29 protein-coding genes are annotated in these 24,144 nt (G+C 68.9%); 14 read left to right on the top strand and 15 right to left on the bottom strand.

Annotated features, from left to right (window positions below):
• Positions 1-58: 58 nt before the first annotated feature.
• The 3 genes from AC1RAA_RS07490 to AC1RAA_RS07500 all read left to right on the top strand — a co-directional run bounded on the left by AC1RAA_RS07490 (position 59) and on the right by AC1RAA_RS07500 (position 3,360).
• A complete protein-coding gene (locus tag AC1RAA_RS07490) occupies positions 59-2,566 on the top strand; it encodes a TonB-dependent siderophore receptor (RefSeq protein WP_492727468.1) in 2,508 nt (835 codons plus the stop codon).
• Between the two features lie 77 nt (positions 2,567-2,643).
• A complete protein-coding gene (locus AC1RAA_RS07495) occupies positions 2,644-3,066 on the top strand; it encodes a GNAT family N-acetyltransferase (RefSeq protein WP_492727471.1) in 423 nt (140 codons plus the stop codon).
• A gap of 102 nt (positions 3,067-3,168) precedes the next feature.
• On the top strand, positions 3,169-3,360 hold the full coding sequence (locus AC1RAA_RS07500) for a hypothetical protein (RefSeq protein WP_492727474.1): 192 nt from the start codon (positions 3,169-3,171) through the stop codon (positions 3,358-3,360).
• Positions 3,361-3,397: 37 nt separating this feature from the next.
• Here AC1RAA_RS07500 and AC1RAA_RS07505 read toward each other — a convergent pair whose 3' ends face one another.
• The 3 genes from AC1RAA_RS07505 to AC1RAA_RS07515 form a co-directional block, all read right to left on the bottom strand.
• Positions 3,398-3,829: a VOC family protein gene (locus AC1RAA_RS07505; RefSeq protein WP_139703062.1), complete on the bottom strand. Its 432-nt coding sequence runs from the start codon at positions 3,827-3,829 to the stop codon at positions 3,398-3,400.
• Between the two features lie 80 nt (positions 3,830-3,909).
• Positions 3,910-5,391, bottom strand: coding sequence for an ankyrin repeat domain-containing protein (locus AC1RAA_RS07510; RefSeq protein ID WP_492727478.1), 1,482 nt, complete (start codon positions 5,389-5,391; stop codon positions 3,910-3,912).
• 59 nt (positions 5,392-5,450) lie between these two features.
• Positions 5,451-5,960: a hypothetical protein gene (locus AC1RAA_RS07515; protein ID WP_492727483.1), complete on the bottom strand. Its 510-nt coding sequence runs from the start codon at positions 5,958-5,960 to the stop codon at positions 5,451-5,453.
• A 123-nt stretch (positions 5,961-6,083) separates the two neighbouring features.
• Between AC1RAA_RS07515 and AC1RAA_RS07520 the strand changes: the two genes are divergently transcribed.
• Positions 6,084-6,785: a phytanoyl-CoA dioxygenase family protein gene (locus AC1RAA_RS07520; RefSeq protein WP_492727485.1), complete on the top strand. Its 702-nt coding sequence runs from the start codon at positions 6,084-6,086 to the stop codon at positions 6,783-6,785.
• A 152-nt stretch (positions 6,786-6,937) separates the two neighbouring features.
• The gene (locus tag AC1RAA_RS07525) at positions 6,938-7,324 is read left to right on the top strand and encodes a VOC family protein (protein WP_095745770.1); all 387 of its coding nucleotides are present in this window, start codon (positions 6,938-6,940) and stop codon (positions 7,322-7,324) included.
• A gap of 18 nt (positions 7,325-7,342) precedes the next feature.
• Here AC1RAA_RS07525 and AC1RAA_RS07530 read toward each other — a convergent pair whose 3' ends face one another.
• Positions 7,343-8,059 carry a winged helix-turn-helix transcriptional regulator gene (locus AC1RAA_RS07530; RefSeq protein ID WP_095745771.1) on the bottom strand — a complete coding sequence of 239 codons (717 nt, stop codon included), beginning with the start codon at positions 8,057-8,059 and terminating at the stop codon, positions 7,343-7,345.
• A gap of 103 nt (positions 8,060-8,162) precedes the next feature.
• Here AC1RAA_RS07530 and AC1RAA_RS07535 point away from each other — a divergent pair, with 103 nt between their 5' ends.
• A complete protein-coding gene (locus AC1RAA_RS07535; protein WP_492727489.1) occupies positions 8,163-9,584 on the top strand; it encodes an FAD-binding oxidoreductase in 1,422 nt (473 codons plus the stop codon).
• A gap of 63 nt (positions 9,585-9,647) precedes the next feature.
• Here AC1RAA_RS07535 and AC1RAA_RS07540 read toward each other — a convergent pair whose 3' ends face one another.
• Positions 9,648-9,959 carry a hypothetical protein gene (locus AC1RAA_RS07540; RefSeq protein WP_095947274.1) on the bottom strand — a complete coding sequence of 104 codons (312 nt, stop codon included), beginning with the start codon at positions 9,957-9,959 and terminating at the stop codon, positions 9,648-9,650.
• Between the two features lie 133 nt (positions 9,960-10,092).
• Positions 10,093-10,986, bottom strand: coding sequence for a LysR family transcriptional regulator (locus tag AC1RAA_RS07545; protein ID WP_492727490.1), 894 nt, complete (start codon positions 10,984-10,986; stop codon positions 10,093-10,095).
• An 88-nt stretch (positions 10,987-11,074) separates the two neighbouring features.
• Between AC1RAA_RS07545 and AC1RAA_RS07550 the strand changes: the two genes are divergently transcribed.
• Both AC1RAA_RS07550 and AC1RAA_RS07555 read left to right on the top strand, forming a co-directional pair.
• Positions 11,075-11,893 (top strand): NAD(P)H-dependent oxidoreductase, encoded by an 819-nt coding sequence (locus tag AC1RAA_RS07550; RefSeq protein WP_492727491.1) that lies wholly within the window; start codon positions 11,075-11,077, stop codon positions 11,891-11,893.
• Positions 11,894-11,988: 95 nt separating this feature from the next.
• The gene (locus tag AC1RAA_RS07555) at positions 11,989-12,378 is read left to right on the top strand and encodes a DUF427 domain-containing protein (protein ID WP_062481469.1); all 390 of its coding nucleotides are present in this window, start codon (positions 11,989-11,991) and stop codon (positions 12,376-12,378) included.
• 125 nt (positions 12,379-12,503) lie between these two features.
• On the opposite strand, the gene AC1RAA_RS07560 is transcribed toward AC1RAA_RS07555, so the two are convergent.
• The 5 genes from AC1RAA_RS07560 to AC1RAA_RS07580 all read right to left on the bottom strand — a co-directional run bounded on the left by AC1RAA_RS07560 (position 12,504) and on the right by AC1RAA_RS07580 (position 15,615).
• Positions 12,504-12,884 carry a hypothetical protein gene (locus tag AC1RAA_RS07560; protein ID WP_062481471.1) on the bottom strand — a complete coding sequence of 127 codons (381 nt, stop codon included), beginning with the start codon at positions 12,882-12,884 and terminating at the stop codon, positions 12,504-12,506.
• Between the two features lie 246 nt (positions 12,885-13,130).
• Positions 13,131-13,940 carry an APH(3'') family aminoglycoside O-phosphotransferase gene (locus AC1RAA_RS07565; RefSeq protein WP_492727492.1) on the bottom strand — a complete coding sequence of 270 codons (810 nt, stop codon included), beginning with the start codon at positions 13,938-13,940 and terminating at the stop codon, positions 13,131-13,133.
• Between the two features lie 3 nt (positions 13,941-13,943).
• On the bottom strand, positions 13,944-14,279 hold the full coding sequence (locus tag AC1RAA_RS07570; RefSeq protein ID WP_062481473.1) for an SMR family transporter: 336 nt from the start codon (positions 14,277-14,279) through the stop codon (positions 13,944-13,946).
• Between the two features lie 62 nt (positions 14,280-14,341).
• Positions 14,342-14,875 (bottom strand): cupin domain-containing protein, encoded by a 534-nt coding sequence (locus AC1RAA_RS07575; protein ID WP_492727493.1) that lies wholly within the window; start codon positions 14,873-14,875, stop codon positions 14,342-14,344.
• Positions 14,872-15,615 carry an NAD-dependent epimerase/dehydratase family protein gene (locus AC1RAA_RS07580; protein ID WP_492727494.1) on the bottom strand — a complete coding sequence of 248 codons (744 nt, stop codon included), beginning with the start codon at positions 15,613-15,615 and terminating at the stop codon, positions 14,872-14,874. The genes AC1RAA_RS07575 and AC1RAA_RS07580 overlap by 4 nt, the downstream gene beginning before the upstream one ends.
• Positions 15,616-15,711: 96 nt before the next feature.
• On the opposite strand from AC1RAA_RS07580, the gene pdxR reads away from it, so the two are divergent.
• Entirely contained in the window at positions 15,712-17,133 is a 1,422-nt protein-coding gene (gene pdxR, locus AC1RAA_RS07585) for a MocR-like pyridoxine biosynthesis transcription factor PdxR (RefSeq protein ID WP_492727495.1), read from the top strand.
• A gap of 3 nt (positions 17,134-17,136) precedes the next feature.
• On the opposite strand, the gene AC1RAA_RS07590 is transcribed toward pdxR, so the two are convergent.
• The gene (locus tag AC1RAA_RS07590) at positions 17,137-17,949 is read right to left on the bottom strand and encodes an ankyrin repeat domain-containing protein (protein WP_492727496.1); all 813 of its coding nucleotides are present in this window, start codon (positions 17,947-17,949) and stop codon (positions 17,137-17,139) included.
• Between the two features lie 348 nt (positions 17,950-18,297).
• On the opposite strand from AC1RAA_RS07590, the gene AC1RAA_RS07595 reads away from it, so the two are divergent.
• The 5 genes from AC1RAA_RS07595 to AC1RAA_RS07615 are packed head-to-tail and all read left to right on the top strand — an operon-like array spanning position 18,298 to position 22,625.
• Positions 18,298-19,398, top strand: a complete 1,101-nt coding sequence (locus AC1RAA_RS07595; protein ID WP_492727497.1) for a GNAT family N-acetyltransferase — start codon at positions 18,298-18,300, stop codon at positions 19,396-19,398.
• The gene (locus AC1RAA_RS07600) at positions 19,395-20,246 is read left to right on the top strand and encodes a PA4780 family RIO1-like protein kinase (protein ID WP_492727498.1); all 852 of its coding nucleotides are present in this window, start codon (positions 19,395-19,397) and stop codon (positions 20,244-20,246) included. The genes AC1RAA_RS07595 and AC1RAA_RS07600 overlap by 4 nt, the downstream gene beginning before the upstream one ends.
• A gap of 22 nt (positions 20,247-20,268) precedes the next feature.
• Positions 20,269-21,198: an ABC transporter substrate-binding protein gene (locus tag AC1RAA_RS07605; RefSeq protein WP_492727499.1), complete on the top strand. Its 930-nt coding sequence runs from the start codon at positions 20,269-20,271 to the stop codon at positions 21,196-21,198.
• A 12-nt stretch (positions 21,199-21,210) separates the two neighbouring features.
• Complete coding sequence (locus tag AC1RAA_RS07610; protein ID WP_492727500.1) at positions 21,211-22,074, top strand: GNAT family N-acetyltransferase; 864 nt, start codon at positions 21,211-21,213, stop codon at positions 22,072-22,074.
• The gene (locus AC1RAA_RS07615) at positions 22,071-22,625 is read left to right on the top strand and encodes an SET domain-containing protein (RefSeq protein WP_492727501.1); all 555 of its coding nucleotides are present in this window, start codon (positions 22,071-22,073) and stop codon (positions 22,623-22,625) included. The genes AC1RAA_RS07610 and AC1RAA_RS07615 overlap by 4 nt, the downstream gene beginning before the upstream one ends.
• 6 nt (positions 22,626-22,631) lie before the next feature.
• Here AC1RAA_RS07615 and AC1RAA_RS07620 read toward each other — a convergent pair whose 3' ends face one another.
• The 3 genes from AC1RAA_RS07620 to AC1RAA_RS07630 all read right to left on the bottom strand — a co-directional run bounded on the left by AC1RAA_RS07620 (position 22,632) and on the right by AC1RAA_RS07630 (position 24,002).
• Positions 22,632-22,928 carry a DUF1090 family protein gene (locus AC1RAA_RS07620; RefSeq protein WP_492727502.1) on the bottom strand — a complete coding sequence of 99 codons (297 nt, stop codon included), beginning with the start codon at positions 22,926-22,928 and terminating at the stop codon, positions 22,632-22,634.
• Between the two features lie 90 nt (positions 22,929-23,018).
• Entirely contained in the window at positions 23,019-23,426 is a 408-nt protein-coding gene (locus AC1RAA_RS07625) for a RidA family protein (protein WP_492727503.1), read from the bottom strand.
• 129 nt (positions 23,427-23,555) lie between these two features.
• The gene (locus tag AC1RAA_RS07630) at positions 23,556-24,002 is read right to left on the bottom strand and encodes a vWA domain-containing protein (protein WP_492727504.1); all 447 of its coding nucleotides are present in this window, start codon (positions 24,000-24,002) and stop codon (positions 23,556-23,558) included.
• Positions 24,003-24,144: the final 142 nt, after the last annotated feature.

Here is a 24,144-nt window from a genome sequence, read left to right on the forward strand (position 1 = left end):
GCGTGTGAAGCCTTGAGGAACAGCAACTTCACACCCCTTGCAGGAGAGAGAGAAATCCATGGCCCGTCGCCGACCGTCCCCCCTTGATTCCGACGCCGTCTCGTTGCGTGCGCTGTCGCTCGCCGTGCATGGCGCGTTGTTCGCCATGGCATGCGCTGCTGCCGGGACGGTCGCCGCGCAGACGCCGGGCACGCCCAGCGCACCGGCCGCACAAGCCGAAGCACGCAAGGCCTACAACATCGCACCCGGTCCGCTCGACGAGGCACTGTCGAGCTTCGCCGCCTCTGCCGGCGTGAGCATCACGATTCCGCCTGCCCTCGCGCAGGGCAAGCGGTCGCCCGGCCTGCAGGGCCAGCACGCCGTGGGCGAAGGCTTCGCGCGGCTGCTGGCCGGCTCGGGCCTCGAAGCGGCGGGCGGCGCGGGCGGCGCGTATGCGCTGCGCCGCTCGAGCATCGGCGGCCCTGCAGACACCGGCGCCGACGGCAGCACCACGCTCGCACCCGTCACCGTCACGGCCGAGGCCGAACGCAGCGCCACCACCGAAGGCACGCGCTCGTACACGGCGCGCGCGCTGACCCTCGGCAAGGGCGAGCAGGCGCTCAAGGACATTCCCCAATCGGTGAGCGTGATCACGCGCCAGCGCATGGACGACCAGGGCCTCGTCGACCTGCGCGATGCGGTCAACAACGTCACGGGCGTGGTGGGCGTCAAGGGCGTGGGGCCGGGCATGGTCCTCACATCGCGCGGTTTCCAGATCGACGCCTGGCAATACGACGGCGTGCCCGTGCCGCGCAACATGTATTCGCTGGGCAACTGGGCCACCGAAGACACGGTGTTCTTCGACCGCGTGGAGGTGCTGCGCGGCGCCTCGGGCCTGTTGCAAGGCACGGGCAGCCCGGGCGGCGCGATCAACCTCGTGCGCAAGCGCGGCCAGCCCGAGAAGACGCTCACGCTCACCGGCAAGGTGGGCTCGTGGGACCACTACGGCGCGCAACTCGACGCCGGCGGTCCGCTCAATGCCGAAGGCACGCTGCGCGGCCGCGTGGTGGTCGACGAAGACCGCAGCCACTCGTTCACCGACTACGTGTGGCGCAAGACGCGCTCGCTCTACGGCGCCATCGACTACGACATCTCGCCCGACACCACCGTCGGTTTCGGCGTGAGCCACTCGCACGCCAAGGGGCGTCCGATGCTGCGCGGTTTTCCGCGCTACCCGGACGGCACCGACATCGGCCTGCCGCGCTCCGTGTTCACGGGCGCCCTGTGGAACCACAGCGACATCGAGCAGACCACGGTGTATGTCGACGCCGAGCACCGCTTCAACGACAAGTGGAAGCTGAAGTTCTCCGCGCTCGGCATGAACGAGAAGAACAGCGCGCAGCACCAGCGCATGCACGGCGACGTGCAAGCCGACGGCAGCGGGCTGAACTTCGCCGACTGGGACACCCGCTTCGATTCGCGCAAGCTCGGCTTCGACGTCTACCTGCGCGGACGCTTCGACGCGCTGTCGATGCAGCACGACCTGACCATCGGCGCCAACTACTCGAAGTTCGAGTCGACCGACCGGTATGCGCGCCGGTTCAGCGGCGGCGGCAACATCTTCGCCATCGACCACAACCGCCCCGCGCAGAACTACGACACCATCATGGCCGCCGGTGGCGGAAAGAGCCACACGCACTACGACGTGCGGCAAAAGGGCATCTACGGCAGCTGGCGGGCCCAGTTGGCCGAGCCGCTCACGGCCATCGTCGGCGCGCGCCTGAGCTGGTACGACTACCTCTATTCGAGCCAGTCCGCGGGCTTCACGAGCACCGTCAGCACGTCGGGCGAAGTGACGCCCTATGTTGGCCTCGTGTTCGCGCTCAACAAGCAATGGTCGGCCTACGCGAGCTACACCGACGTGTTCGAGCCGCAGACCGAGCGCACCGTCTCGGGCGACGGGCTCAAGCCCATCATCGGCAGCAATTACGAGGTGGGCCTGAAGGGCGAGCTGATGGACGGCCGCCTGAACACCTCGCTGGCCGTGTTCCGCTACAACCACACCAACCGCGCCGTGACCGACCGCGACGGCGGCTTTGCCTGCGATGGCTGGTACTGCTCCAAGTCGTCGGGCAAGGTGCGCAGCCAGGGCTTCGAGGCCGAGGTCAGCGGCGAGGTCGCGCCGCGGCTGCAGCTCACGGCGGGCTACACCTACAACACCACCCGGTTCCTCGAAGACCCGGACAACAAGGGCAAGATCTTCAGCCAGTGGACGCCCAAGCACATGCTGCGCGTGTGGACCAATTACCAGCTGCCCGGCGACTGGAGCCGGCTCAGCGTGGGCGGTGGATTCAGCATCCAGAGCCACACGCTGGGCTACGACCGCACGTACAAGGTGCCCGGCTTCGCCGTGTGGAGCGCACGCCTGGCCTACCAGCTGACGCCGGAGGTGGCGCTGGCCGTCAACATCAACAACGTCTTCGACAAGCGCTACTACATCCCGGCCTACAGCGAGGCCAACGGGAACAACAACTACGGCGATCCGCGGAATGTGCTGTTCACGGTGAGGTACACGCCGAAGCTGTGAGTTGTGGAGAAGGGGCACGTGGGTGGCGCGGCCCTTTTTCGTTCTCTCGCTGCCAAAGCGCGGAAAATCGCCTCGGCATGAACTACACGATTTCGAACGAACGGACCGTCACCTGGCAGGAGTTTGGCCATCTGATGGCGTCGGTCGGTTGGGGCAGCGGGTACGACGAAGCATCGTTCGAACGCTCCCACCGGGCCTACCCGCTCGTCGTCCACGCACGTGCAGGCAGCGGTGCGCTTCTCGGCTATGTCTCAGCCTTCAGCGACGGGGCATTCACGACGATGCTCGGTGAACTGGTTGTCCACCCGGACGCCCAGGGCTCGGGCATCGGCCGAGCGCTACTGAGCGCCGTTGAAGCGGAGTTTCCTGGTGTCCCTGTCTACGTCAAGGCGCTGGGCAATGCGAAGCGATTCTTCGAGGCATGCGGCTATCGCAGCCCGAGCGAAGAAATGACAGTGCTGTTCAAAAAGGCTCGTTCTGGCTCCGGGCAGGCTCTTTGATCAGTGCATGGCTCCGATGCGAGAGACACAACGAACGCCTCCTGTTGATGAACAAACCCGAAACGACTGCGTGGGTACGGGCGAACGCTGGACGCGTCATGCATGAGTGAAAAACTGAACTTCGTAGGGGGCACCATCGGCCTCCTGGTCCTGCTGGGCGGCACGGTTTTCTGGCTCCGACACGACCTGAAGCGCCTGTGCAGCCTCAAGCGAAAGCTGCGGCTCGGCGCCCTGCTTACGCAGGCAGAACAGGACGAGCTGGCGTCGCTGCAGGGAAAGTACCCCTGGGCCTGACGGCCGCCCTCGCCTTCACGACCGCACGTCGAACGGATCAGAACCTGATCCGCACCGAAGCCGCACTCCGATCGGCTTCGCCGTGGAACACGGCCTCGATGTTGTTGCCATCCGGGTCCAGCACGAACGCCGCGTAGTAGCCCGGGTGGTAGGCGCGTTCACCCGGCGGGCCGTTGTCCCGGCCCCCGTGCGCCAATGCGGCCTGGTAGAAGGCATCGACCATGGCCCGGTCCTGCGCCTGGAATGCGATGTGGTGGCGCCCGGTGAGTTCGCCCTGCACTTCGTCGCTGTCGCGCGTCGACACGAACAGTTCGTCGGCCCAGAAGTTGCGCGCGTCGGAGCCGCCCATCGGGATCTTCAGCGCCTCGAAGACGGCGCTGTAGAAGGCCTTGCTGGCCGCCAGATCGCGAACGACCAGACCGATGTGGTCGATCAGGCGGCCGCGATGCAATTCTTTTTGCGTACTCATGAAGCGCTCCTGTCAATGGAGATCGGAGTGGCGGAATCTACCAAAGCCAACCTCGGATATCGAGCGACAGGGTTTGCATCTCAGGGCCGACTCAGCTTCAGCAATTTCTTCCATGCGGCCAGCGACGCGCCATGCGATGGCGGGTGCGTCTGCAGCCATGCTTGCGCCGAGGCATGCGGCGCGTAGTGGCTTCGCAGCGCCGGATCGGCACCCGCGGCCACCAGCAGCCGCGCGATCTCGAGGTGGTCGCGCGCCACCGCGCGCATCAGGGCGTTGTCCGTCCAGAACCCCGCTGGCGGCAAGGCGCTTTCAGTGCCGGACGCGGGTGCGAACGGCAACCGGCCGACAGGCTGCGTGGCCTGTGGCAACGTCGACGAACCCGCCTGCGGCGCGAGCGAAGCGTCGTTGCAAGGAGGAGGCAGCACATGGACAAGGCGGGGCAGCCCCGATGAAGTCTGCGGCTGCGGCACCAGTTCGCTGCGCAGCGGCGCGGGGGTCTGGTGGTTCACGTCGACGCCCAGGGCCAGCAAGGCGCGCACGGCCTCCACGTTGCCGGCATCGACCGCCGACGCCAACGGCGTCATGCGTCCGCACGCGATCGTCTCGAAGGCGCGGTAGGCGGCCAACGCTTCTTGCGGCTTCTGCTGCAGGATCAGCAGATAGACCCGCGCCTCGGCCGGCGCCCCTGCTTCGAGGGACGGCCACTGCGGCGGGTCCATGGCCCGGTGCAGCAGGCGGGCGGCCTGCAGATGCCCATGCGTCGCCGCTGCACGCACGGCGCGCTCGGTCGCCGGCAGGCCTTGCGCCAGCAGCAGGCGAACGATCCCCGCATCGCCACCCTTGGCCGCTGCATCGAGCGCGTTGTGCCCATCGGCATCGGCGCCCCGCACCGCGTCCAGCGACATGGCTGCCAGGAGCTGCCGGACGCTTTCCAGGCGGCCCTTCTCCGCTGCCACCGCCAGTGCCGACGCGCCCTGCGCATCGCGCACATCCGGCCGCGCGCCGGCGGCCAGCAGCAGCCGCACGCGCGCCGGATCGTGTGCATGCTCGATCAACGGCGGGTTCGAGTTCGCGGCGTTGGGGTCGGCACCGGCGGCCAGCAGCGCCTGGATGGCCCAGGTCGTGGGCGCGAAGAACAACGGAAGGCCGCCGTTACGATCGGGCGTGTCGGGGTTCGCACCCGCCTTCAGCAGCAGCGCCAGGGTCTGGCGGTAGTCGATGGCGTGCGTGTCGCTGATGCCGCCGGAGCCCGCGAACTTGGCTGCGCGCAGCAGCGCCGTCTCGCCGTCGTTGGCGTTGCGGTAGTTCACATCGGCATGGCGACGCAGCAGGAACTTCACCATCTGCGCATTGCCTTGCTGTGCGGCCTTCATCAGTGGCGAGTCGCCCACATTGAAACCGTAGCCCTGCACATCGTTGGCACCAAAGCCCTGCGCAAGAAATGCCTCGACCTCGCGCAGGCGACCGCGCTCCACGGCATCGAAGAACGGGATCTGCGCTTGCGCGGACGTCGTGTCGCGAGCGGGTTCGGCCTCGGCCGGGTACGCCAGCATGTGGAGCATGAGAGCTGATGCGAGGGCGATGCACCAATGAAAGGATAGGTTTCGTGTGAACACTGCGGTCAGGCCTCGCTGGCCTGTCGATCGATGTCCGCCACGAGGCCTTGCAGCCACAGTCGGTGATCGCTGAAGGTACTCAATCGCTCCTCAGCCTCTTCCCTCGCAGCCAGGTGCTGATCCAGATACCGGAACCCGACCCGCCGTGCGGCCTCGTGCAGAACGCTCTCGGGCACATCGTTTTCGTACAGCGCGTCGAACCGGGTCACCCAGAAGCCTTGCTCGGTCAACGCGATCCCCTCGAACGCGCGAGGGTCTTCCACGCTGAACTCGACGAACTCCAGGCCATCCGGATGCGCGCGCAGGCCCGTCACCCGGCTGCTGCGATCCCACAGCGGAACCCATGGCGGCCCGTCGGGTGCGCGGGCGCCGTGGTACGCCAGGAACGCTGGCCCCAGGCAGACCGTGCGGAACACTTCGTGGAGGCACTCGCCCATCGCCAACTGCACCAGGGGCGCAGACGCCCCAAGTCGCTGCAGTGTCGCCATCCGCAAAGTCTCTGCCACCACCGTCATCCTGCGTCCTCCTTGATCTGCTGTCGGCCGATGTTAGCCATGCCCGCCCGGTACAGCAGCTCTTGTATTCTTGCTTCCACGCCGCGCGACGTTCATTAGCGGACTGCGCGGCCGCTTCAAGCCATGCCCCCCTCTCACGCCGACTTCTTCATCGACAAGGGCTATGTGCGGTTGGAAGGCTTCCATCCGCACAAGCAGATCGCGGGCCTGCGGCAGAAGCTGCGCGATGAGATCAAGCGCCTGAAAGCCTTGTCCGGTGGAAAGAGCCTGCCCGGCGCGCTGCACAAACTCCCCGTCTTCCAGCAGATCGGCAAGCTGTCGGCGCTCGTCAAGGTGCCCGGCGTGCATGAAGCGCTGGTGACGCCGGCGCTGATCGACTGCGTCACCCGACTCGGTGGACGTGCCCCGACCGCCATCCAGGACACGCAGCTGCTGCTGTCCCCGCCCCTTCAAGGCGCCTCGACCCTCACGGGCCTGAACTGGCACGTCGACGTCTCGACCCGACCGCAAGACCCGCTGCCGGGAATCCAGGCCTTCTTCCTGATCGACGACGTGGCACCCGGCGGCGGCGCGACGCTGGCATTGGCCGGATCGCATCGCGTCGGCACACCGGGGCGCGTTGCGGCCTCCGAGCTGCGGCAGCTTCTGAAGACGACCGGCGACCTGGCGCAAAGCCTTCACCCGCTGGGCCTCGGCCTCGTCGAGATGTCAGGACGCGCCGGTGACGTCTTCCTGATGGACCTGTGCCTCTTGCACACGCCCTCCGTCAACTCGACAAAGAACGTGCGGATGATGGCGACGACGCGCTGCTTCCTGAACACCTGAGGCGAGTTCGCGAAGGGCCTCGCATCACCAAACAGGTTACCCACCGCACTGGCATCGCACCCGCCTCAGGCGTAAGCTGACCACCACCCGGCCAGCCAAAGCCATGCCGCCAAGCGGCACCCGCTGCGCCGACCTGCTCGAAAGGACCCACCATGCTGTCCGATTCGTCTGTCACGACCATGCTTCCCGTGAAGGACATGGACCGCGCGCGTGCCTTCTACGAGGGCTGCCTGGGCCTGAAGGCCGGTGGCTTGCGGCCCGACGGCAAGTTCGTCTACACGGTGGGCGGCAGCACGCTCGCGCTGTTCCCCAAACCCGAAGGAACGAAGGCCGACCACACGGCGATCAGCTTCCAGGTGCCGGACATCGCCGCCAGCATCGACAAGCTGAAGCGCGCCGGCGTGGTGTTCGAGGACTACGACTTTCCCGACCTGAAGACGGTCGACCATGTCTGCGTGCTCGGCTCGGAAAAGGCGGCGTGGTTCAAGGACACGGAAGGCAACTTCCTTTGCATCCACGAGGACCTTGCGCCGGCGTAGCTGGCTCGCCGTGAGCAGCTACGGCGCCAGAGATTGGCCGTCCGGCAACTTCCGTCCCGCGGCGCGACGCGTCGAGGCGAACACGCTGGTGCCCAGCCACCGCCACAGGTCTTGCGCGTCGCACCTCGCCCCATCGACACGGATCTCGCGCGACTGAAGCGCCTGCGCAGGCGTGCGATCGCCCGTCCACACTTCGGTCAAGGCGCGCACGGAGGCATCCACCACGAGCGTCAGCTCGCGCCCCGGGTCGTCGCGGCACAGATCGGCCACGCCGTCCTCCACCACGAGCCACCACGTGCGCTCGCGCGTCCGTGCGTCGCGCAGCTGGAAGTGGATGATCACGGGTCGGGGCGGGAACTCCTGAATGCACGCGAACCGGCGCATGTCCCACATGAGCAGGCCCGCATCCAGTTCGTCGTCGCGCAGGCGGCTGCCGATCCACTGTGCACCCCAGTGGCCCAGCGCCATGACGATGGGTCGAAGTTCCTCGCCGGCCTCCGTGAGGCTGTATTCCCACACCTTGCCGACGGTGTTGCGGCGCACGACACCGAATTCCTCGAGGCGATGAAGCCGCTGCGCCAGCAGGCTGGTGGACATTCGCGGCACGCCGCGATGCAGGTCGTTGAAGCGCTTGCTGCCGCACAGCAACTCGCGCACGACCAGCGGCGTCCATCGCTCGCACAACACCTCGGCCCCCCTGGCGACGGTGCAGAACTGACCGTAGGTGTTTTCCATCGCCTCGTCTCCAGAGCGGCAACGCTTCAGATTCTGGACTTGTTCGCCCGCCTGGTCACGCGCAAGCTGCCCCCGACTTCCTCACTCTTTTCGGAGACCACTCATGACGATCCAACTCACACGCATGGACGGCGGGACCGTGGACCTTTCGCCGGAGATCCTGCAGTCGTTCAAGGCCACGTTCAAAGGCCAGGTGCTGACCGCGGAGGACACGGCCTACGAGGAGTCGCGCAAGGTCTGGAACGCGATGATCGATCGCCGCCCGGGCCTGGTGGCGCGCTGCACCGGCACGGTCGATGTCGTGCAGGCCGTCCGGTTCGCGCGCCAGCACGGGCTTCTGAGTTCCGTGCGCGGCGGCGGCCACAACATCGCAGGGCTCGCGGTCTGCGAGGGCGGCCTCATGATCGACATGTCGCTGCTGAGAGGTGTCTGGGTCGACCCGGCGCGCCGCACGGCGCGCGCGCAAGCGGGCTGCACGCTGGGCGACGTCGATCGCGAGACACAGCTGCACGGGCTCGCAGCCGTGCTCGGTTTTGTGTCTGCCACAGGGATCGCGGGCCTCACCGTTGGCGGCGGATTCGGCTACCTCACGCGTCGCCACGGCTGGACCTGCGACAACGTGGTCTCGATGGAGGTCGTGACGGCCGGCGGCGAGGTCCTGCGTGCGTCTGCGGACGAGAACGAGGACCTGTTCTGGGCGCTGCGTGGCGGCAGCGGCAACTTCGGCATCGTCACCTCCTTCGAGTACCGGCTCTTTCCCGTCGGCCCCGAAATCCTGGGCGGTGCGATCGCATGGAGCGGCGACGACGCCCGGCAGGTTCTCGACGCCTACCGTGCGTTCAGCGCAGAGGCCCCGCGCGAACTGACCAGCGTGGCGGTTCTGCGGATCGCGCCGCCGGCCCCCTGGCTCCCGAAGGAGGTGCACGGCAAGCCGATCGTGGCCATCTTCGTCTGCTACACCGGCAAGGTCGAAGAGGGAGAAGCATTGATCGCACCGCTGCGCAGGCTCGGTCAGCCGGTGGCCGACATCGTGACGCGCCGGCCCTACACGCAGATGCAGAGCCTGCTCGACGCCACGCAGCCCAAGGGACGGCGCTACTACTGGAAGTCGCACTACCTGCCAGGCATCGATCAGCGGACCATCGACCTCGCCGTGACGCATGCGGGCCGGATTCAGTCGCCCCATTCGGCCATCCTCCTGTTCCAGATACAGGGTGCGCTGGGCGAGCTGCCTGCCGGGCATTCGCCGGCGGGCAACCGGGACGCGGCCTATGTGCTGAACATCGCGGGCTCCTGGGAGAAGCCGGGCGACGACGACATCCACATCCAGTGGGCGCGGGACTGCTTCGAAGCGACGCGCGCCTGCTCGACAGGCGGGGCCTACATCAACTTCCTGACGGAGGAAGAGGGTCAGGACCGCATCGAAGCCGCATACGGCCGGGCCAACCTGGACAAACTCGCGGCACTCAAGCGCAGGTACGACCCCGAGAACTTCTTCCGTCACACAAAGAGCGTCTCCGGCTGAACCGATCGTCGGCGACTTGTTGGCGGCCCTTCACAGGTGAATCCGGCGCAGGCGCCCGGTGATCTAGTCCCACGCAGGAAGCTGCAGCAAGGCATCGGTGGGACGGTCCAGGATGTCGACGCCGGCGAAAGCGGTCCCGCCCGGCAAGAGCCGGGCGTCGCAAATGACTTCCCAGCCGTGGTTTTCAGTGCGCCGGGCCAGGCACACCTCCTCGCCGGCCGCAAGGAGCTTGACGCATTCGCCGACGCTGACGCGCTGTGCCGTGCCAAGGGCAAATTCCGTCGAACCGAACTCCTTCTCCACGACCGGGTGAATGGCGACGAGGTCCACCTTTCCGTCCTTGAAGTGAACAGCGGTAATTGCGTGCTGGGCCATCTTCGACCTCCATTCGTGCAGAGAGAGCCTCGACAGGCCCACGCTTCGACTGTACGCCCGCAGCGGCAAGCTCTGCGTCGTCATGGCGAAAAGCCGATGCCGGCGAAGGGGGCGGCTGGCTCGCCAGCTGACGCTACAAGCTGCGGGCGATCTGCTCGCGCAGCCACCGATGTCCCAGGTCGCGATGCCGCCGCTCGTGCCACAGCATCGCCATCTCGTAGCCCGGCACCTCCAGCGGCGCCTCCACCACGCGCAGCCCCGGCGCGCCGCGCGCCAGGCGCTCGGGCAGCATGGCGACCATGTCGGTGCTGGCCAGCACGGACATCATGAAAAGAAAGTGCGGCACCGACAGCGCCACGCGCCGCGTGAGGCCCTGCGCCGCCAGTGCCTCGTCGGTGGGGCCGGCAAAGCCGCCGCCGCTGAGCGACACCACCACATGCTCCAGCGCGCAGAACTGCGCCAGCGTGGGGCGGCGCTTCAGACGCGGGTGCCCTGCCCGCCCGGCCAGCACGTAGCGCTCGTGGAACAGCACGCGCCGGTGCAGGCCGGGCGGCGCGCCCACGCTGGTGTGAAAGAACAGGTCGATCTCCGCCTGCTCGAGCTGGCGCGCCATGCGCGTCGGCACGGCCTCGACTACGGCCAGCCGGGTGTGGGGCGCGGCCGCGCGCAGGCCGGCCAGCGCGGGCAGCAGGATGGCCGACTCGGCGTAGTCGGCCGCGGCCACGCGCCAGGTGGTGGTCGCCTTGGCCGGGTCGAAGGGCTGGCTGGGCGCCACCGCGCGGCCCAGCGATGCGAGGGCTTCGCGCAGCGGCTCACGCAGTTCGTCGGCGCGCGCGGTGGGCCGCATGCCGCGCTGCGCGGGCACAAGCAGCGGGTCGTCGAAGAGCTCGCGCAGCTTGGCCAGCTGCACGCTCACCGAGGGCTGCGAAAGGTTCAGGCGCTCGGCCGCGCGGGTCACGTTGCGCTCGGCCAGCAGGGTGTCGAGCGTGACCAGCAGGTTGAGGTCGATGCGGCTGAAATTGTTCATGGCGATACCTGACATTCAAACTATTCATTTCCAATATAGCGCGGCGATCCCTAACCTGAGGGCATCTTCACTCGAACCCTTTGACACCGTGAACATCCTGCTGGTCCTTGCCCATCCCGAAGCCGCCTCGCTGAACGGCTCGCTCCATCGCTTCATGGTCGAACGCCTCACGAGCGCCGGCCATTCCGTGCGCGTGTCCGACCTGTACGCGATGCGCTGGAAGCCCGCGCTCGACGCCAACGACTTTCCCGCGCGCGACACCGCCGCGCCCTTCGACCCCGTGCTCGACTCGCTGCGCGCCTTCGAGGGCGGCACGCAGACCGCCGACATCGCCGCCGAGCAGGAGAAGCTGCTGTGGGCCGACGCGGTGATCCTGCAGTTCCCGCTGTGGTGGTACTCGATGCCCGCCATCCTCAAGGGCTGGATCGAGCGCATCTACGCCTACGGCTTTGCCTACGGCGTGGGCGAACATTCCGATACACACTGGGGCGATCGCTTCGGCGAAGGCACGCTGGCCGGCAAGCGCGCGATGCTGGTGGTGACGACCGGCGGCTGGGCCTCGCACTACGCCCCGCGCGGCATCAACGGGCCGATGGACGACCTGCTGTTTCCCATTCACCACGGCATCCTCTACTACCCCGGCTTCGACGTGCTGCCGCCCTTCGTGGTGCACCGCACGGGCAAAGTCGATGCCGCAGCCTATGCGCGCATCACCGGCGAGCTGGGCGAGCGGCTCGACACGCTGTGGACCACCGACCCGATTGCGTTCCGCCGACAGAACGGTGGCGACTACGAAATTCCGGCGCTCACGCTGCGCGAACACATCGCGCCGGGCCGCGCGGGCTTCGGGGTACACCGCAAAAACAGCGAATCTGAAACTTTGGTTTTCGAGCCCGGCCGCCTTTAACCACGCCGGGAACAGGTGGATTCGCGAGAGACTTCAAATCGTCGCGACAACGCAGCAAGATGCGCATCCGCCGATTCGTCCGAAGGAGCTTGTCCATGTTCGCTACGCCAGAACGCACCGTCAAGATTCCGGGCCCCGACCATGCGATCACCATCACGCCGAATCCGTTGCGCGTGGTGGTGTCGGTGGGAGGCCATGTCATTGCCAGCTCGCGCGAAGCGCTGACCTTGCGTGAATCGCATTTCGGCACGGTGCATTACCTTCCGCGCAAGGACGTGCGCATGTCGCTGCTGGAGCGCACCACGCATGCGACCTATTGCCCGTACAAGGGCGAGTGCGCCTATTACAGCATTCCAGCCGGCGGCGAGCGCTCGGTGAATGCCGTGTGGACCTACGAGTCACCCTATGAATCGGTCGCGCCGATCAAGGACTACGTGGCCTTCTATCCGGACCGCGTGGGCACGATCGAAGAACGCTGCTTCTGACGACCGCCCCACCCCGTTCGTGAAAAAACCGGCCCTTGCTTTCGCAAGGCCGGTTTTTCTTTCCCTGGCCCGCCGACACCCGCCCCGTGGGGTAAGGTGCGCGCACCAGTCGTCGCGTCGATGAATTACAGCGGCAGTGCGTCACCGCGTGCGGCGGCACGGGCCTCGGCGCGCACGCTGGCACGGTCCAGGCCGCTGGCCAGCACCGGGGCCACGCGGGACGTCACGGCTTCGCTGTAGGGGTTCTCGCTGCGAGCAGCCACCACGGCCTGGGCGCGCACGGCGTCGCGGCTCACGGTCGACACGAACACCTGGGCGGGGCCTGCCTCGGCGCCGGTGGCATAGGGGTCGGCGCTGTGCGCGGCCACGACGGCTTGGGCGGCGACGTCGGCGCGGCTGGCGGCCGAGGTCAGGCGATGCACGCCTTCGTAGGTTTCAGCGTGGGCGGCACCGGCGACGGCCATCAGGGCAACAGCAACGGCGGAGAGGATCTTCGAGGCGTTCATGGCGGTTTCCTTCTTCAATTCAGTTCAGTAGTACAAGTGTTTGCTTGGATGGTTTGAACCGGTCTTGGGTGGGTCACCGTCCCTCTTCTTGAAGGGCGGCCAACTCGCTCGGGGCCTGTTCATCCGGATCGGTTTTGGGGGCCGGCCCGTGAGATGAATTGTGCGGCGGGATCTAGGTAAAAACCCTCAGCAAAAAGAACCACGGCGTTCCCGAAAAGGAAACAATGCGGCGCGCCGGCGCCGCCATCAGCCCCAGGTCAGCGGGTCGAGCCGAAGATAGAAATCGAGCCGGCCGTCGTCGGGCGCGTCGATGCCCAACTGCGCGAACAGCAAGGCATGCGCGGCGCGCGCGTCGGCCGCATCGCGCCAGCTCTCGCGCGCATTGCCCAGCAGCAGCGACAGGTCGACATACCGGTCCGCCGTGCCCAGCCGCCCCACGTCGATGAGGCCCGTGCATTGCAGCGTCTGCGGATCGACCAGGAAGTTCGGCAGGCAGGCATCGCCGTGGCACACGACGCAGTCTTGCGCTTCCTGCGCGAGCCGGTGCTGCAGGTCGGCGTGCAGCCGCGCCAGCAGCAATGGCGGCGACACGTCCTGCTGGTCGGGGTCGAGGAACTCCGGGTTCACCGCGCCGCGTGCGACGACATCGGCGGCGCGGTCGAACATGGATGACAGCGGGCGCGCGAAGGGGCACTCGCCCGCCGAGATCTCGTGCAGCGCGCGCAGGCGCCGCGCCATCGACGGCCAGGCACGCAGCAGCTCGGCCGCCGGCAGGTCGCTGGCCGGCACGCCCGGCACCGCCGCCGTGACCAGGCAGGCACCCTCGGGCGTCGCGCGCCAGTCGAGCACGCGCGCGGAGCCGACGTCGTACGGCGCGAGCCACTCGGTGCGCCGGCGTTCCTCGTCGAGCTGCCCGGCACCCGCACCGAGCGACACCTTCGCGAAGGCCGCGCCGTCGCTGCGGCGGAACACCGCATCGCCCGACTCGCCCTCGCTGGCCGGGGTCCATGTCGTGCCGGCGGGCAACCGGGGCAGCAGCTGTTCGACAGCGCCCATGCCTCAGTGCCCCACCGACTTCGAGAACACGTTGACCACCACCACGCCCGCGATGATCAGCCCCAGCCCGACGATGGCCGGCGCATCGAGCGTCTGGCCGAACCAGAGCCAGCTCACCACCGAGATCAGCACGATGCCCACGCCCGACCAGATCGCATAGGCGATGCCGGTGGGCAGCACGCGCAGCGCGAGCGAGAGAAAGTAGAACGACACGGCGTAGCCCACCACCGTGGCCACGCTGGGCCAGAGCTGGGTGAAGCTGTCCGAGGCCTTGAGGAAGCTGGTCGCGAGCACTTCGACGACGATCGCGACAGCGAGGTATGCATAGGTCAGGGTCATCGCCGGACTCTAAACGCGCCCGGCGCGGCAGGCGCCGGAACCCTTGCGCGACCCGGGGCCGCTCAGGGCGGCAGCAGCAGCGGGCCGCAGTTGCTGTCGGTGACGAACACCGCCATGAGCTTCGCGGGCTTCACCGGGTCGGGGTTCTCCGCGAACATGTGCAGCGTGTTGGGCGGCTCGAAGAAGGTCTCGCCGCTCTTGAAGGTGCCCACGGGGCCTCCGCCCAATTGCGAGCGGATGGTGCCTTCGACAATGATCGCGGTCACCGAGCCCGGGTGCCGGTGCGCGGGCGAGTAGGCCAGCGGTGGAAAGTCGACCAGCACCGTCGTCACCGACTTGCCGGGCACATGCGGCAGCGCCTCGCACGACAGCACCTTGACCTGCGTCGCCGGCCGGGCCGTGGCCTCCGAGCCCGCAGGCACGGGCGCGGACGCGAACATCGGCCGTGCCACCGAGCTGCACACATCGGCGAACCACTGCACGGCCTCCTGTTGGCCGGCGCGCGGCACCAGCGCCCAGCCGGCGGCGAGCACCAGCGACAGCCCTGCGAGGCCCGCGCCGATCGACGGCGTGCGATGCCAGCGTGCGGCCTTCATGACGCGACCTCCTGCGACAGCCGGAATGCCGCGTGCCACCCCAGTTCGCGCTTTGCCTTCTCGCTGCTGACCTCGGCGCTGTCTTCCGCGATGTTGAAGATGCCGCCGCGCGCCTGCCGCATCGCCAGCAGCGCCGCCCAGGCCGCGGCCTCGACATGCACCGGGCTCGCGCCCTTCGGTGTCGCGTTCGAGGTGCCCGGCCCATGCAGCTGCCCATAGCGCAGCACCGTGCCCGTGAGCCCGACGGCACCCAGCACGCTGCGCTCCAGCGCCGCCACGCCATCGATGCTGATGCGGCGACCGCCTTCAGCCCCGAGGTCGAGCGGGTCGCCCTCGGTGTGCGGCGTCGGCCCGGGCGCGTAGGCCCAGGCGATGCTCTGCGCAATCAGCTGCGTCGCACCGGCCGCCAGCGCCGCCGCCACGAGGTGCCGCGTGCCCTCGATGCGCACGCGCGCATTGCGCACCACCGCCTCGGCCATCAGCGCCGGGTCCAGGTCCCGGGGCAGATCGGTGAGCTGGTGGATGACGACCGTGGGCGCGATGCGCACCAGCGCGTCGCGCAAGGCCTGCGCGTCGAACACGTCGACGACGACCGGCGTGGCGCCGCGTGCCTCCAGCGCCGCAGCACGCTCGGCGCGGCGGGTGGCGCCGTACACCGTGTGACCGGCCTCGACCAGCAGCGGAATCAACGCCGAGCCCACGGCCCCGGTCGCGCCCGCCACGAATACCTTCTCGCCCATTGCGTGTCCTTCTTTCCTGCTGGCTGTTCGAAGGCTCGAGCTTAGGATCGCGATGCACCAGACGAAAGAACCAAGAATCGTCAAAATGAGTGGGCCATGATCGAACCGCCAGACAACGCCCTCCCCGGCATCGACCGCTCGACCGCGACTCCGCTGCATCGCCAGGTCTACGAGCGCTTTCGCACAGCCATCGAACACGGCGTGCTGCGCCCCGGCGACCGCGTGGCCTCGGCGCGCAGCCTGGCCAGCGAGCTGGGCGTGGCGCGCGGCACGGTGGAAGCGGCCTACAGCCAGCTCGCGGGCGAAGGCTATTTCTGCGCGCAGGGACAGGCGGGCACGGTGGTGTCGCCGTCACTGCCGGTGCAGCGGCCGGTGCGCGCCGGTTCGCGCCCCGTCGCGGATGCGCCCGCACTGGCCGGTCCCGCCGCCCCGCCACCGCTGCAGCTCGGCATCCCGGCACTCGACGCCTTTCCTCGCAAGCTCTGGGCACGGCTGATGGCCCGCCGTGCGCGCGCCATGGGCGCGGCCGACCTGTTCTACGGCGACCCCGCAGGCCATGCGCCGCTGCGCGAGGCCATCGCGGCCTACCTGCGGGTGTCACGCGGCGTGGCCTGCCAGCCGGCGCAGGTCTTCGTGACCGGCGGCTACCGCGCGTCGCTGGCGTTGGTGGCGCGCACGCTGCTCGCCCGGGACGACCGCGTGTGGATCGAAGACCCGGGGTATGCGCCCACGCGCGACGTGCTGCACAGCGACGGCCACCGCGTGGTGCCGGTGCCGGTGGACGGCGAAGGCCTGGTGGTCGCGCGGGGCGTGCGCCGCTCGCCGAAGGCGCGCATGGCGGTCGTCACGCCCTCGCACCAGGCGCCGCTGGGCGTGTCGATGTCGCTGGCGCGCCGGCTGCAACTGCTCGACTGGGCCTCGCGCGCCAAGGCCTGGATCGTCGAGGACGACTACGACGGCGAGTACCGCTATGCCGGCGCGCCGCTGCCCGCGCTCAAGAGCCTCGACGGACACGACCGCGTGCTGTACGCGGGCAGCTTCTCGAAGGTGCTCTACCCGGGCCTCGCGCTGGGCTACCTGGTGGTGCCCGAATCGCTGCGCGAACGCTTCGAGGACGCGGCGCGCATCGCGTCCAACGGCTGCCCGCAGATCACGCAGGCCACGGTGGCCGACTTCATGCGCGACGGCCATTTCTCGCGCCACCTGAAGAAGATGCGCCTGCTCTACGCGCGCCGCCGCGCCCTGCTGGTCGAGGCCTTGCACAAAACCTTCGGCGACGGCGTGCGCATCGACCTGCAGGCCGGGGGCATGCACCTGATCGCGCGCTTCGAAGGGCACCGCGACAGCGACGTGGTGCTGGCCCGCCGTGCGCAGGCGGCCGGCCTGAACTGCCAGCCACTGTCGGCCCGGGGCACCACGGCCGTTGAAGGCCAGGGGCTGCTGATGGGCTTCACCAACGTCGCCTCGCCCACCCAGGCGCGCCAGCTCGCGACCCGGCTGCGCGCGGCGTTGGGCTGAGTCTTACGCGCGCAGATCGACTTCGGGCCGCATCGACGACGCGCCGTTCCAGCGCACTTCGAAGCCCGCGCCGCGGAACTGGCCAACCACCAGTTCGCCGACGCGCTGCATGTCGGCATCGCCGCCTTCGGGCGCGCCCCAGAACGCGAGCGAGAGCTGGCTGGTGCGCTTGGCGCGGTTCTGGTCCTGCCGCGTGTAGAAGCAGAAGCCGTGCACGCCGGCCTTCTTGCCGCCGCGTTCGCGGAACGCTTCGGAGCAATCGGAGAAGCCGTCGGACTGCGTGTCGCCCGCGTCCTGCAGCGCGACCAGGCCCGCCTGCGTCAGCGCGTCGAACACCTCGGCGATGCGTGCCTCGGCGGCGCGCCACTGCGCGGCACTCATCTTCACCGGGTCTGGCTCGGGCGGGGGCGGTTCGGGCAGCGCGTGGCCGGTGATGCGCGAGAGCAACTCGGCAACCTCTTCCTCCATCGCGTTCTCCGTGATGTGGTTGCCGTGGCTGTCGCGCACGTCAGGGTCGGCGCCCGCGTCGATGAGCAGTTGCACCGGCTCCGTGGTCGGCGAGAACTCGGCCGCGAGGTACAGCGCGGTGCGGCCGCCGGTGCCGGTGTATTCGAGCGGGCTGCCGGCGTCGAGCAGCAGTTGCAGCACGGCGAGGATCGGTTCGAGCTCGGCTTCGTTCGTACCCGCCGCGGCACATTGCAATGCGGTGAAGCCCTGCTTGTTCACGGCGGCCAGGTCGGCCCCGGCCGCGATGCAGGCACGCACCGTGTCGACATCGGCTTCGCCGGCCGCGTCGAAGATCTTCTTCGGATTCATGGCATCTCCCTGTGGATCGGCCCATTCTGCCGCAGCCTTCTTGCATTGCCTGGCACTTCACAGACCGCGCGAACCTCGCTACATTCGACGCCTCGATCAACAAACCGGACTGGAGGTGCGCGATGGAAGACACTGCTATTCACTCTCCCTCCCACGTACGGTTCGTCGGGTCGCATCCGAACTGCTGCTGAAGCGCTTTCCACGCTCCAGGTGCCGCTGAAGGCACCACCAGCCAGCCCGTTCGACCCTCGCGGTGTCCTGCCGCGACACGCCGTCCGATTCAGACAACGCCACGCCGGCACATGAGTGCCGCGCGCGGTCCGTTCCCTTTTCGAATCAAGGCTCACCATGCTTGAAACCCGTGCCGCCGATGCGCGGCAGTTCACGACTTCTTCTTTCGATCCGCAGCGGGCGTCCGCTGACGAATGGGCGCAGGCGCTGGCCTACTGGCGCCAGCGCCACGACGAAGACTTTCCGGGCGAGCCGCAGCCCGAAGATGCCCACACCCAGCAGAACGTGCGCCAGCACACACCGCTGCACGTGGTGCACCGCGCCTTCGCGCGGGACGCACAGGGGTGCATCGTCGGCAGCCTCAACATGGGCGTGCGCCGCGAAGGCTCGCCCGACTATGCGACCTTCGCGCCTTTCATCGACGTGTGGGGCGGCGTGCTGCGATCGCACCAACGCCAGGGCGTGGCCAGCACCTTGCTGCACCGGCTTCTGGCGCTGATGGAAACGCGCGCCCCCACCACCGCGACCTTCAAGGCCCACTTGCCGGAAGGCCGGGCGTTCCTCGCGGCCATCGGTGCGACCGAAAAGCACCGCAGCATCGAGAACCGCATGGCCTTCGCCGGCCTCGACTGGGCGGCGCTCGCGCGCTGGCGCGCCGGCGCCCTCGCGCCCACGCACGGGCTGCGCCTGGAGATCCACGCGGGCCGCGTGCCCTTCGATCGGCTGGCCACGCTGATGGCGCCGCTGTCCGCGCTGCTCGAAGACGCGCCCACCAGCGCGCTGGAACGCGCGCCCCTGCGCTTCGAGCTGGAAGGCTTCCACGCCTGGTACGCCGAAATCGACCGGCGCGGCGGCGAGCACTTTCTCGTGCTGCTGCGCGATGCCAACGACGAGGTGGCCGCCGTGTGCGACGCCAGCTGGAACCAGCTGTACCCCGACCGCATGTTCCAGCGCCTCACCGGGGTTGCCCGCCATTGGCGCGGCAAGGGACTGGCCAAGGGCGTGAAGGCGATCATGTTGCAGCTCGTGCGCGAGCGGCATCCCGAGGTGGCGATCGCCGTCACGCAGAACGCGGAAGTCAATGCGCCCATGCTCGCCATCAACCGTCGGCTGGGCTTTGCCGCGCACAGGCATGATGGCGCCTACCAGATCGGCACGGAAAGCCTGAGGGCCTTCCTCTCGACCCGCCCCCTGGCTGTGCCGGAGGCACGCGCATGAAGACACCCCAAAGACTGCAATCCCTCGTCGACGAAGGGCTGATCGACAGCGTCGTGCGCCAGCTCATGAGCGGCAAGGAAGCCATGGTCTACGTCGTGCGCTGCGGCGACGAAACGCGCTGCGCCAAGATCTACAAGGAAGCCGACAAGCGCAGCTTCCGCCAGGCCGTCGACTACACCGAGAACCGGCGCGTGAAGAACACCCGCGAGGCGCGCGCCATGGCCAAGGGCACGCGCTTCGGCCGCAAGGTGACCGAGGCCATCTGGCAAAGCGCCGAGGTCGATGCGCTCTACCGCCTGGCCGCGGCCGGCGTGCGCGTGCCCACGCCGCACAACTTCCTCGAAGGCGTGCTGCTCATGGACCTGGTGACCGACGCGAACGGCGACGCCGCCCCGCGCCTGAACGACGTGGCCTTCTCGCCCGACGACGCGCTGCGCCACCACGCGAGCCTCCTCAAGGAAGTGATGCGCATGCTCTGCGCGGGCATCGTGCACGGCGACCTGTCGGAGTTCAACGTGCTGCTGGCCGAAGACGGCCCGGTGATCATCGACCTGCCGCAGGCCGTGGACGCGGCCGGCAACAACCACGCCAAGCGCATGCTGCTGCGCGACGTGGAGAACCTGCGCAACTTCTTCGGGCAGTACGCGCCCGCGCTGCTGCAGACGCACTACGGCGACGAAATCTGGCAGCTCTACGAGCGCGGCCTGCTGCGCCCCGAGACCGAGCTCACGGGCACCTTCGTGCGCGAGACCGGCCCGGTCGATCTCAGCAACGTGCTGCGCGAAGTGGACGACGCGCGGGCGGAAGAAGCGGCGCGCCAGCTGCGGATGCAAGCGCCGCGACAATAGCGGGCTGACTCCGCCCGCCCCGATGACTTCCAACGCCCTGCCCCAGCGCCCACCTTTTTCTTCCACCGCCGCGCGCCACATCGCCCGGGCCGCGGCCTTCGTGGCGCTGGGCCTCGGCCCGGCCGCGCACGCGGGCGCCATCCGGCTGGAAGACGACCGCGGCCGGGTGCTCGAGCTGCAGGCGCCCGCCAGGCGCATCGTGTCGCTGATGCCCTCGCTCACCGAGACGGTCTGCGCGCTCGACGCCTGCGACCGGCTCGTGGGCATCGACCGCCACGCCAACTGGCCGGCGGCGGTGAAGGGCCTGCCGCAGGTGGGCGGCATGGACGACGCGAACATCGAGCGCATCGTGGCGCTCAAGCCCGACCTCGTGCTGCTGCGCCCGCGCAGCCGCGCCGCCGAGGCACTGGAGCGCCTGGGCATCAAGGTGCTGGCGCTCGACGCCAAGACGCATGCCGACATGCGCCGCGTGATGGAAACCGTGGCCCGCGCCACCGGCAAGCCGGGCGCGGGCGAGGCCTTCTGGCGCAGCATCGACGCCCGGCTGAACGCAGCGCGCGCCCGCGTGCCGCTGAACTGGCAGGGGCGGCGCGTGTACTTCGAGGTGCACGGCGGCGTGGCGGCGGCGAGTGAAAGCTCCTTCATCGGCGAGACCCTGGCGCGCCTGGGCCTGGCCAACGCGGTGCCGGGCTCGCTCGGCCCCTTCCCCAGGATGAACCCCGAGTTCGTGGTGCGCGCCAACCCCGACGTGCTGATGGTCTCGGCCCTCGGCGAAATATCGGCCATGGCCACGCGGCCCGGCTGGTCGGCGATGTCGGCCATCCAGCGCGGGCGCGTCTGCAGCTTTGCCTCGGCGCGCTTCGACCTGATGATGCGGCCCGGCCCCCGGCTCGACGAGGCGGCCGATGCCATCGTGAATTGCCTTGCGTCGCTGGATGCGCCGCGCAACTGATCCGCACACCCCATGAATTTCGATATCGTTCCCGCCGCGGACTTCGGCACCGACGAACTCACTGCCCTCTGGAACCGTTCCTACGAGGACTACTTCGTGCCGATCGCGTTCGACCGCGCGATGTTCGAGCGGCATGTGCGGCGCGCCGAAGCCGACCTCGGGCTCTCGCGCGTGATCGTCGTCGGCGGCGACGCCTGCGGCCTCTCGCTCGTTGGCCGGCGCGGTTCGCGTGCGTATCTCGCGGGCTTCGGCATCGCGGGCGCGCAACGGCGCCGGGGGCTGGCGAAGCAGCTCATCGAGGCGCAGCTGCGCGACCTGTCGGCAGCCGGCGTCACGCAGGTGCAGCTCGAAGTCATCGAGCAGAACCCGGCGCGGCAGCTCTACCGGCAGGCGGGTTTTGTTGAAAGCCGCACGCTCGAGGTGCTCGAAGGCAGCTTCGAGCCTCGCGCCGACGCAGCCTCGACGACGCCCGACACCGACGCGCTCGCCGCCGTGCATGCGGCCTGCACCGCCCTCTCGCGCCCCACCTGGCGCCGCGAGTGGTCGACCGTGCAAGGCGCGCTCGCGCACGACGGCGCCGTGGCCCTCGGCACGGCAACGGGCGGCTACGCCATCCTCCTGCCAGCGACCCTGCCGCTGAACACGCTGCTCGATGCCGCCGCACCCGACGAAGCCTCGGCCCACGCACTGCTCGATGCGCTCGCGCAGGCGCGCCCCGGCGCACGCTGGCGGCTGGTCGACGAGCCCGAGGGCAGCCCGATGCACCGCGCCCTGGTCGCACGCGGCGCCACCCTTGTCATACGCCAGATCGAGATGACCGCGACACTCCTGCCCACCTCTTCCTCTTCCGACTCCTCGCGCCCCGCCCGTTCATGAAGTCCCCCAAGCGAACCTCGTCCACCCCCTTCATCCGCGTGGGCCCCAGCGGCGTGCATGGCCTGGGCGCCTTCGCCACGCGCAACCTGCCGGCCGAAGCCTTCCTCGGCCTGTACGAAGGCCGCCGCTACACCAGGCAGGAAGTCGCCGCCAAGCTCTGGGACGACCAGCTCACCTACCTGTTCACGCTGACGACCGGCGAGACCATCGACGGCGCCAAGGGCGGCAACGCCACGCGCCACCTGAACCATTCGTGCGAGCCGAACTGCGAGGCGGTCGAGGAGTACGACGAAGCGGGCGAGATGGTGCTGCGCTTTCAGACGATGGAAGCGGTGGAGGCCGGCGACGAGCTCTTCATCGACTACTCGCTGACGGCCGACGACGGCTCGCCGCCGTCGAAGTACCCCTGCCATTGCGGCTCGCCGAACTGCCGCGGGACGATGCTGGCGCCGGTGGAGGCTGTGGCGGAGAAAGACGGGCCGGCCACCCCCGCCGATGTGGCGCCGGCTGTTTCAGACCCGCGCAGACCGCTCAGCGAGCTGCCCTGGTGACCTAGCTCAGGGCGACTCGCTCTTCACGCTGCGCAGCTGCGCCTCCGCGCGTTCGAGCTCGGTGCGCAGCGTGCGGATCTCGCGTTCCAGTTTCTCGATGCGCGCTTCGCGGCTCATCGGCGCCAGCGCCTGGCAGCGCTGCTGCAGCGCGCTCAAGGTGTCGGCCAGCTCGCGCCGGCGCAGCATCTGGCCGCGCGAACGGGCCAGGGCCATGTCGCGCTCCAGCACGGCTTCCTGCGCCTTGCACTCTTCGGCACTCAAGGGCTGCGCGGCCGGCTCGGTTTGGGCAAAGGCGGCAGGCATGGCCAGGGTCAACGCAAGGGCCAGGAGACGGGGTTTCGGACGCATGCCATACGGTACCCGAACTGCCTGGCTGAACAGGCCTTCAGCCCTTCAGGCTGCAGCTGTTCTGGCGATGCACTTGATCTCGATCAGCCAGTCCGGGCTGCCCAGCCGCGCCACCTGCACCAGCGTCTGCGAGACCTGCGGCTCGCCGCCGAATATCTCGGCGCGCAAGGCGAAGAGCGCCTCGGCCTGGCCGAGGAAGCCGTCGATGTCGGTGACGAACAGGGTTTCGTCCACCACGTCGGCCATCGAGGCGCCGAAGGATGCGAGCACGCTGCGGACGTTGGCGTAGGCCTGCCGCACCTGCGCCGCGATGTCGCCGGCGCCGAGGGTGCGGCCCTCGCCGTCGACGCTCACCTGGCCCGAGAGATAGATCGTGTCGCCGACCTGCACACCGTCGGCAATGATGTGCTTGAACGCGCCTTCGCGCACCACGCGGCGGGGAGTGACGGACATGGGGTTTCCTTTCGTTGAGAGCGCGGCAGTATCGAAGGCGCCGCGTGCACAGGCATGCCGTGCAGCGGATGTCCCTGCGCGCTCCAAGTCGATCGGTGGATGCCGAGGCGCGCCCCGCAATCCTGTGATTCAGGCGCTGAGGTAGCGCGCGTCCCACTGCGCGGCCAGCTGCCGCGCCCGGTGCAGCGGCGTGCGGGCGCGCTCGAAGTCCATCACGCAGGCGACGTCCGCCGCGACGGGACGCGCGGGGCTTTCGTTGCTGCGGCCGTCGGTCAGCAGCCAGAGCCAGCGCTGGCGGCTCTCGTGCTTCGCCAGCAGCTGCTGCGCGCGCTGCACGCCGAGTGCCAACGGCGTGCCGCCACCGGCCGCGATGGGCGCAACCCAGTCGTCGTTCCAGGCGCTGGCGCGGCGCGGCGGCAGGCGCAGCTCGACCACGTCGCCGGCAAAGCACAGCAGCGCCACATGGTCACGCCGCTGGTAGGCCTCCTGCATCAGCGCGAGCAGCTGGCCCTTGGCGCGCGCGAGCTGGCCGTCGTGGCGCATCGAAGCCGAGCAGTCGAGCAGGAAGCAATGCAACGCACCGCTGCGCGCCTCTTGCGGGCGATGGCGCAGGTGCGCGGCCTGCAGCCGGTCCGCGCCGCGGGCGACGAGCGTGCGCGGCCAGTCGAAGGCCGTGCCGGGCGCGGCGGCGCCGTGCCAGGCGTCCCGTTGCGTGCCC

The organism is Variovorax sp. GW823-FHT04F07 (assembly GCF_058795995.1).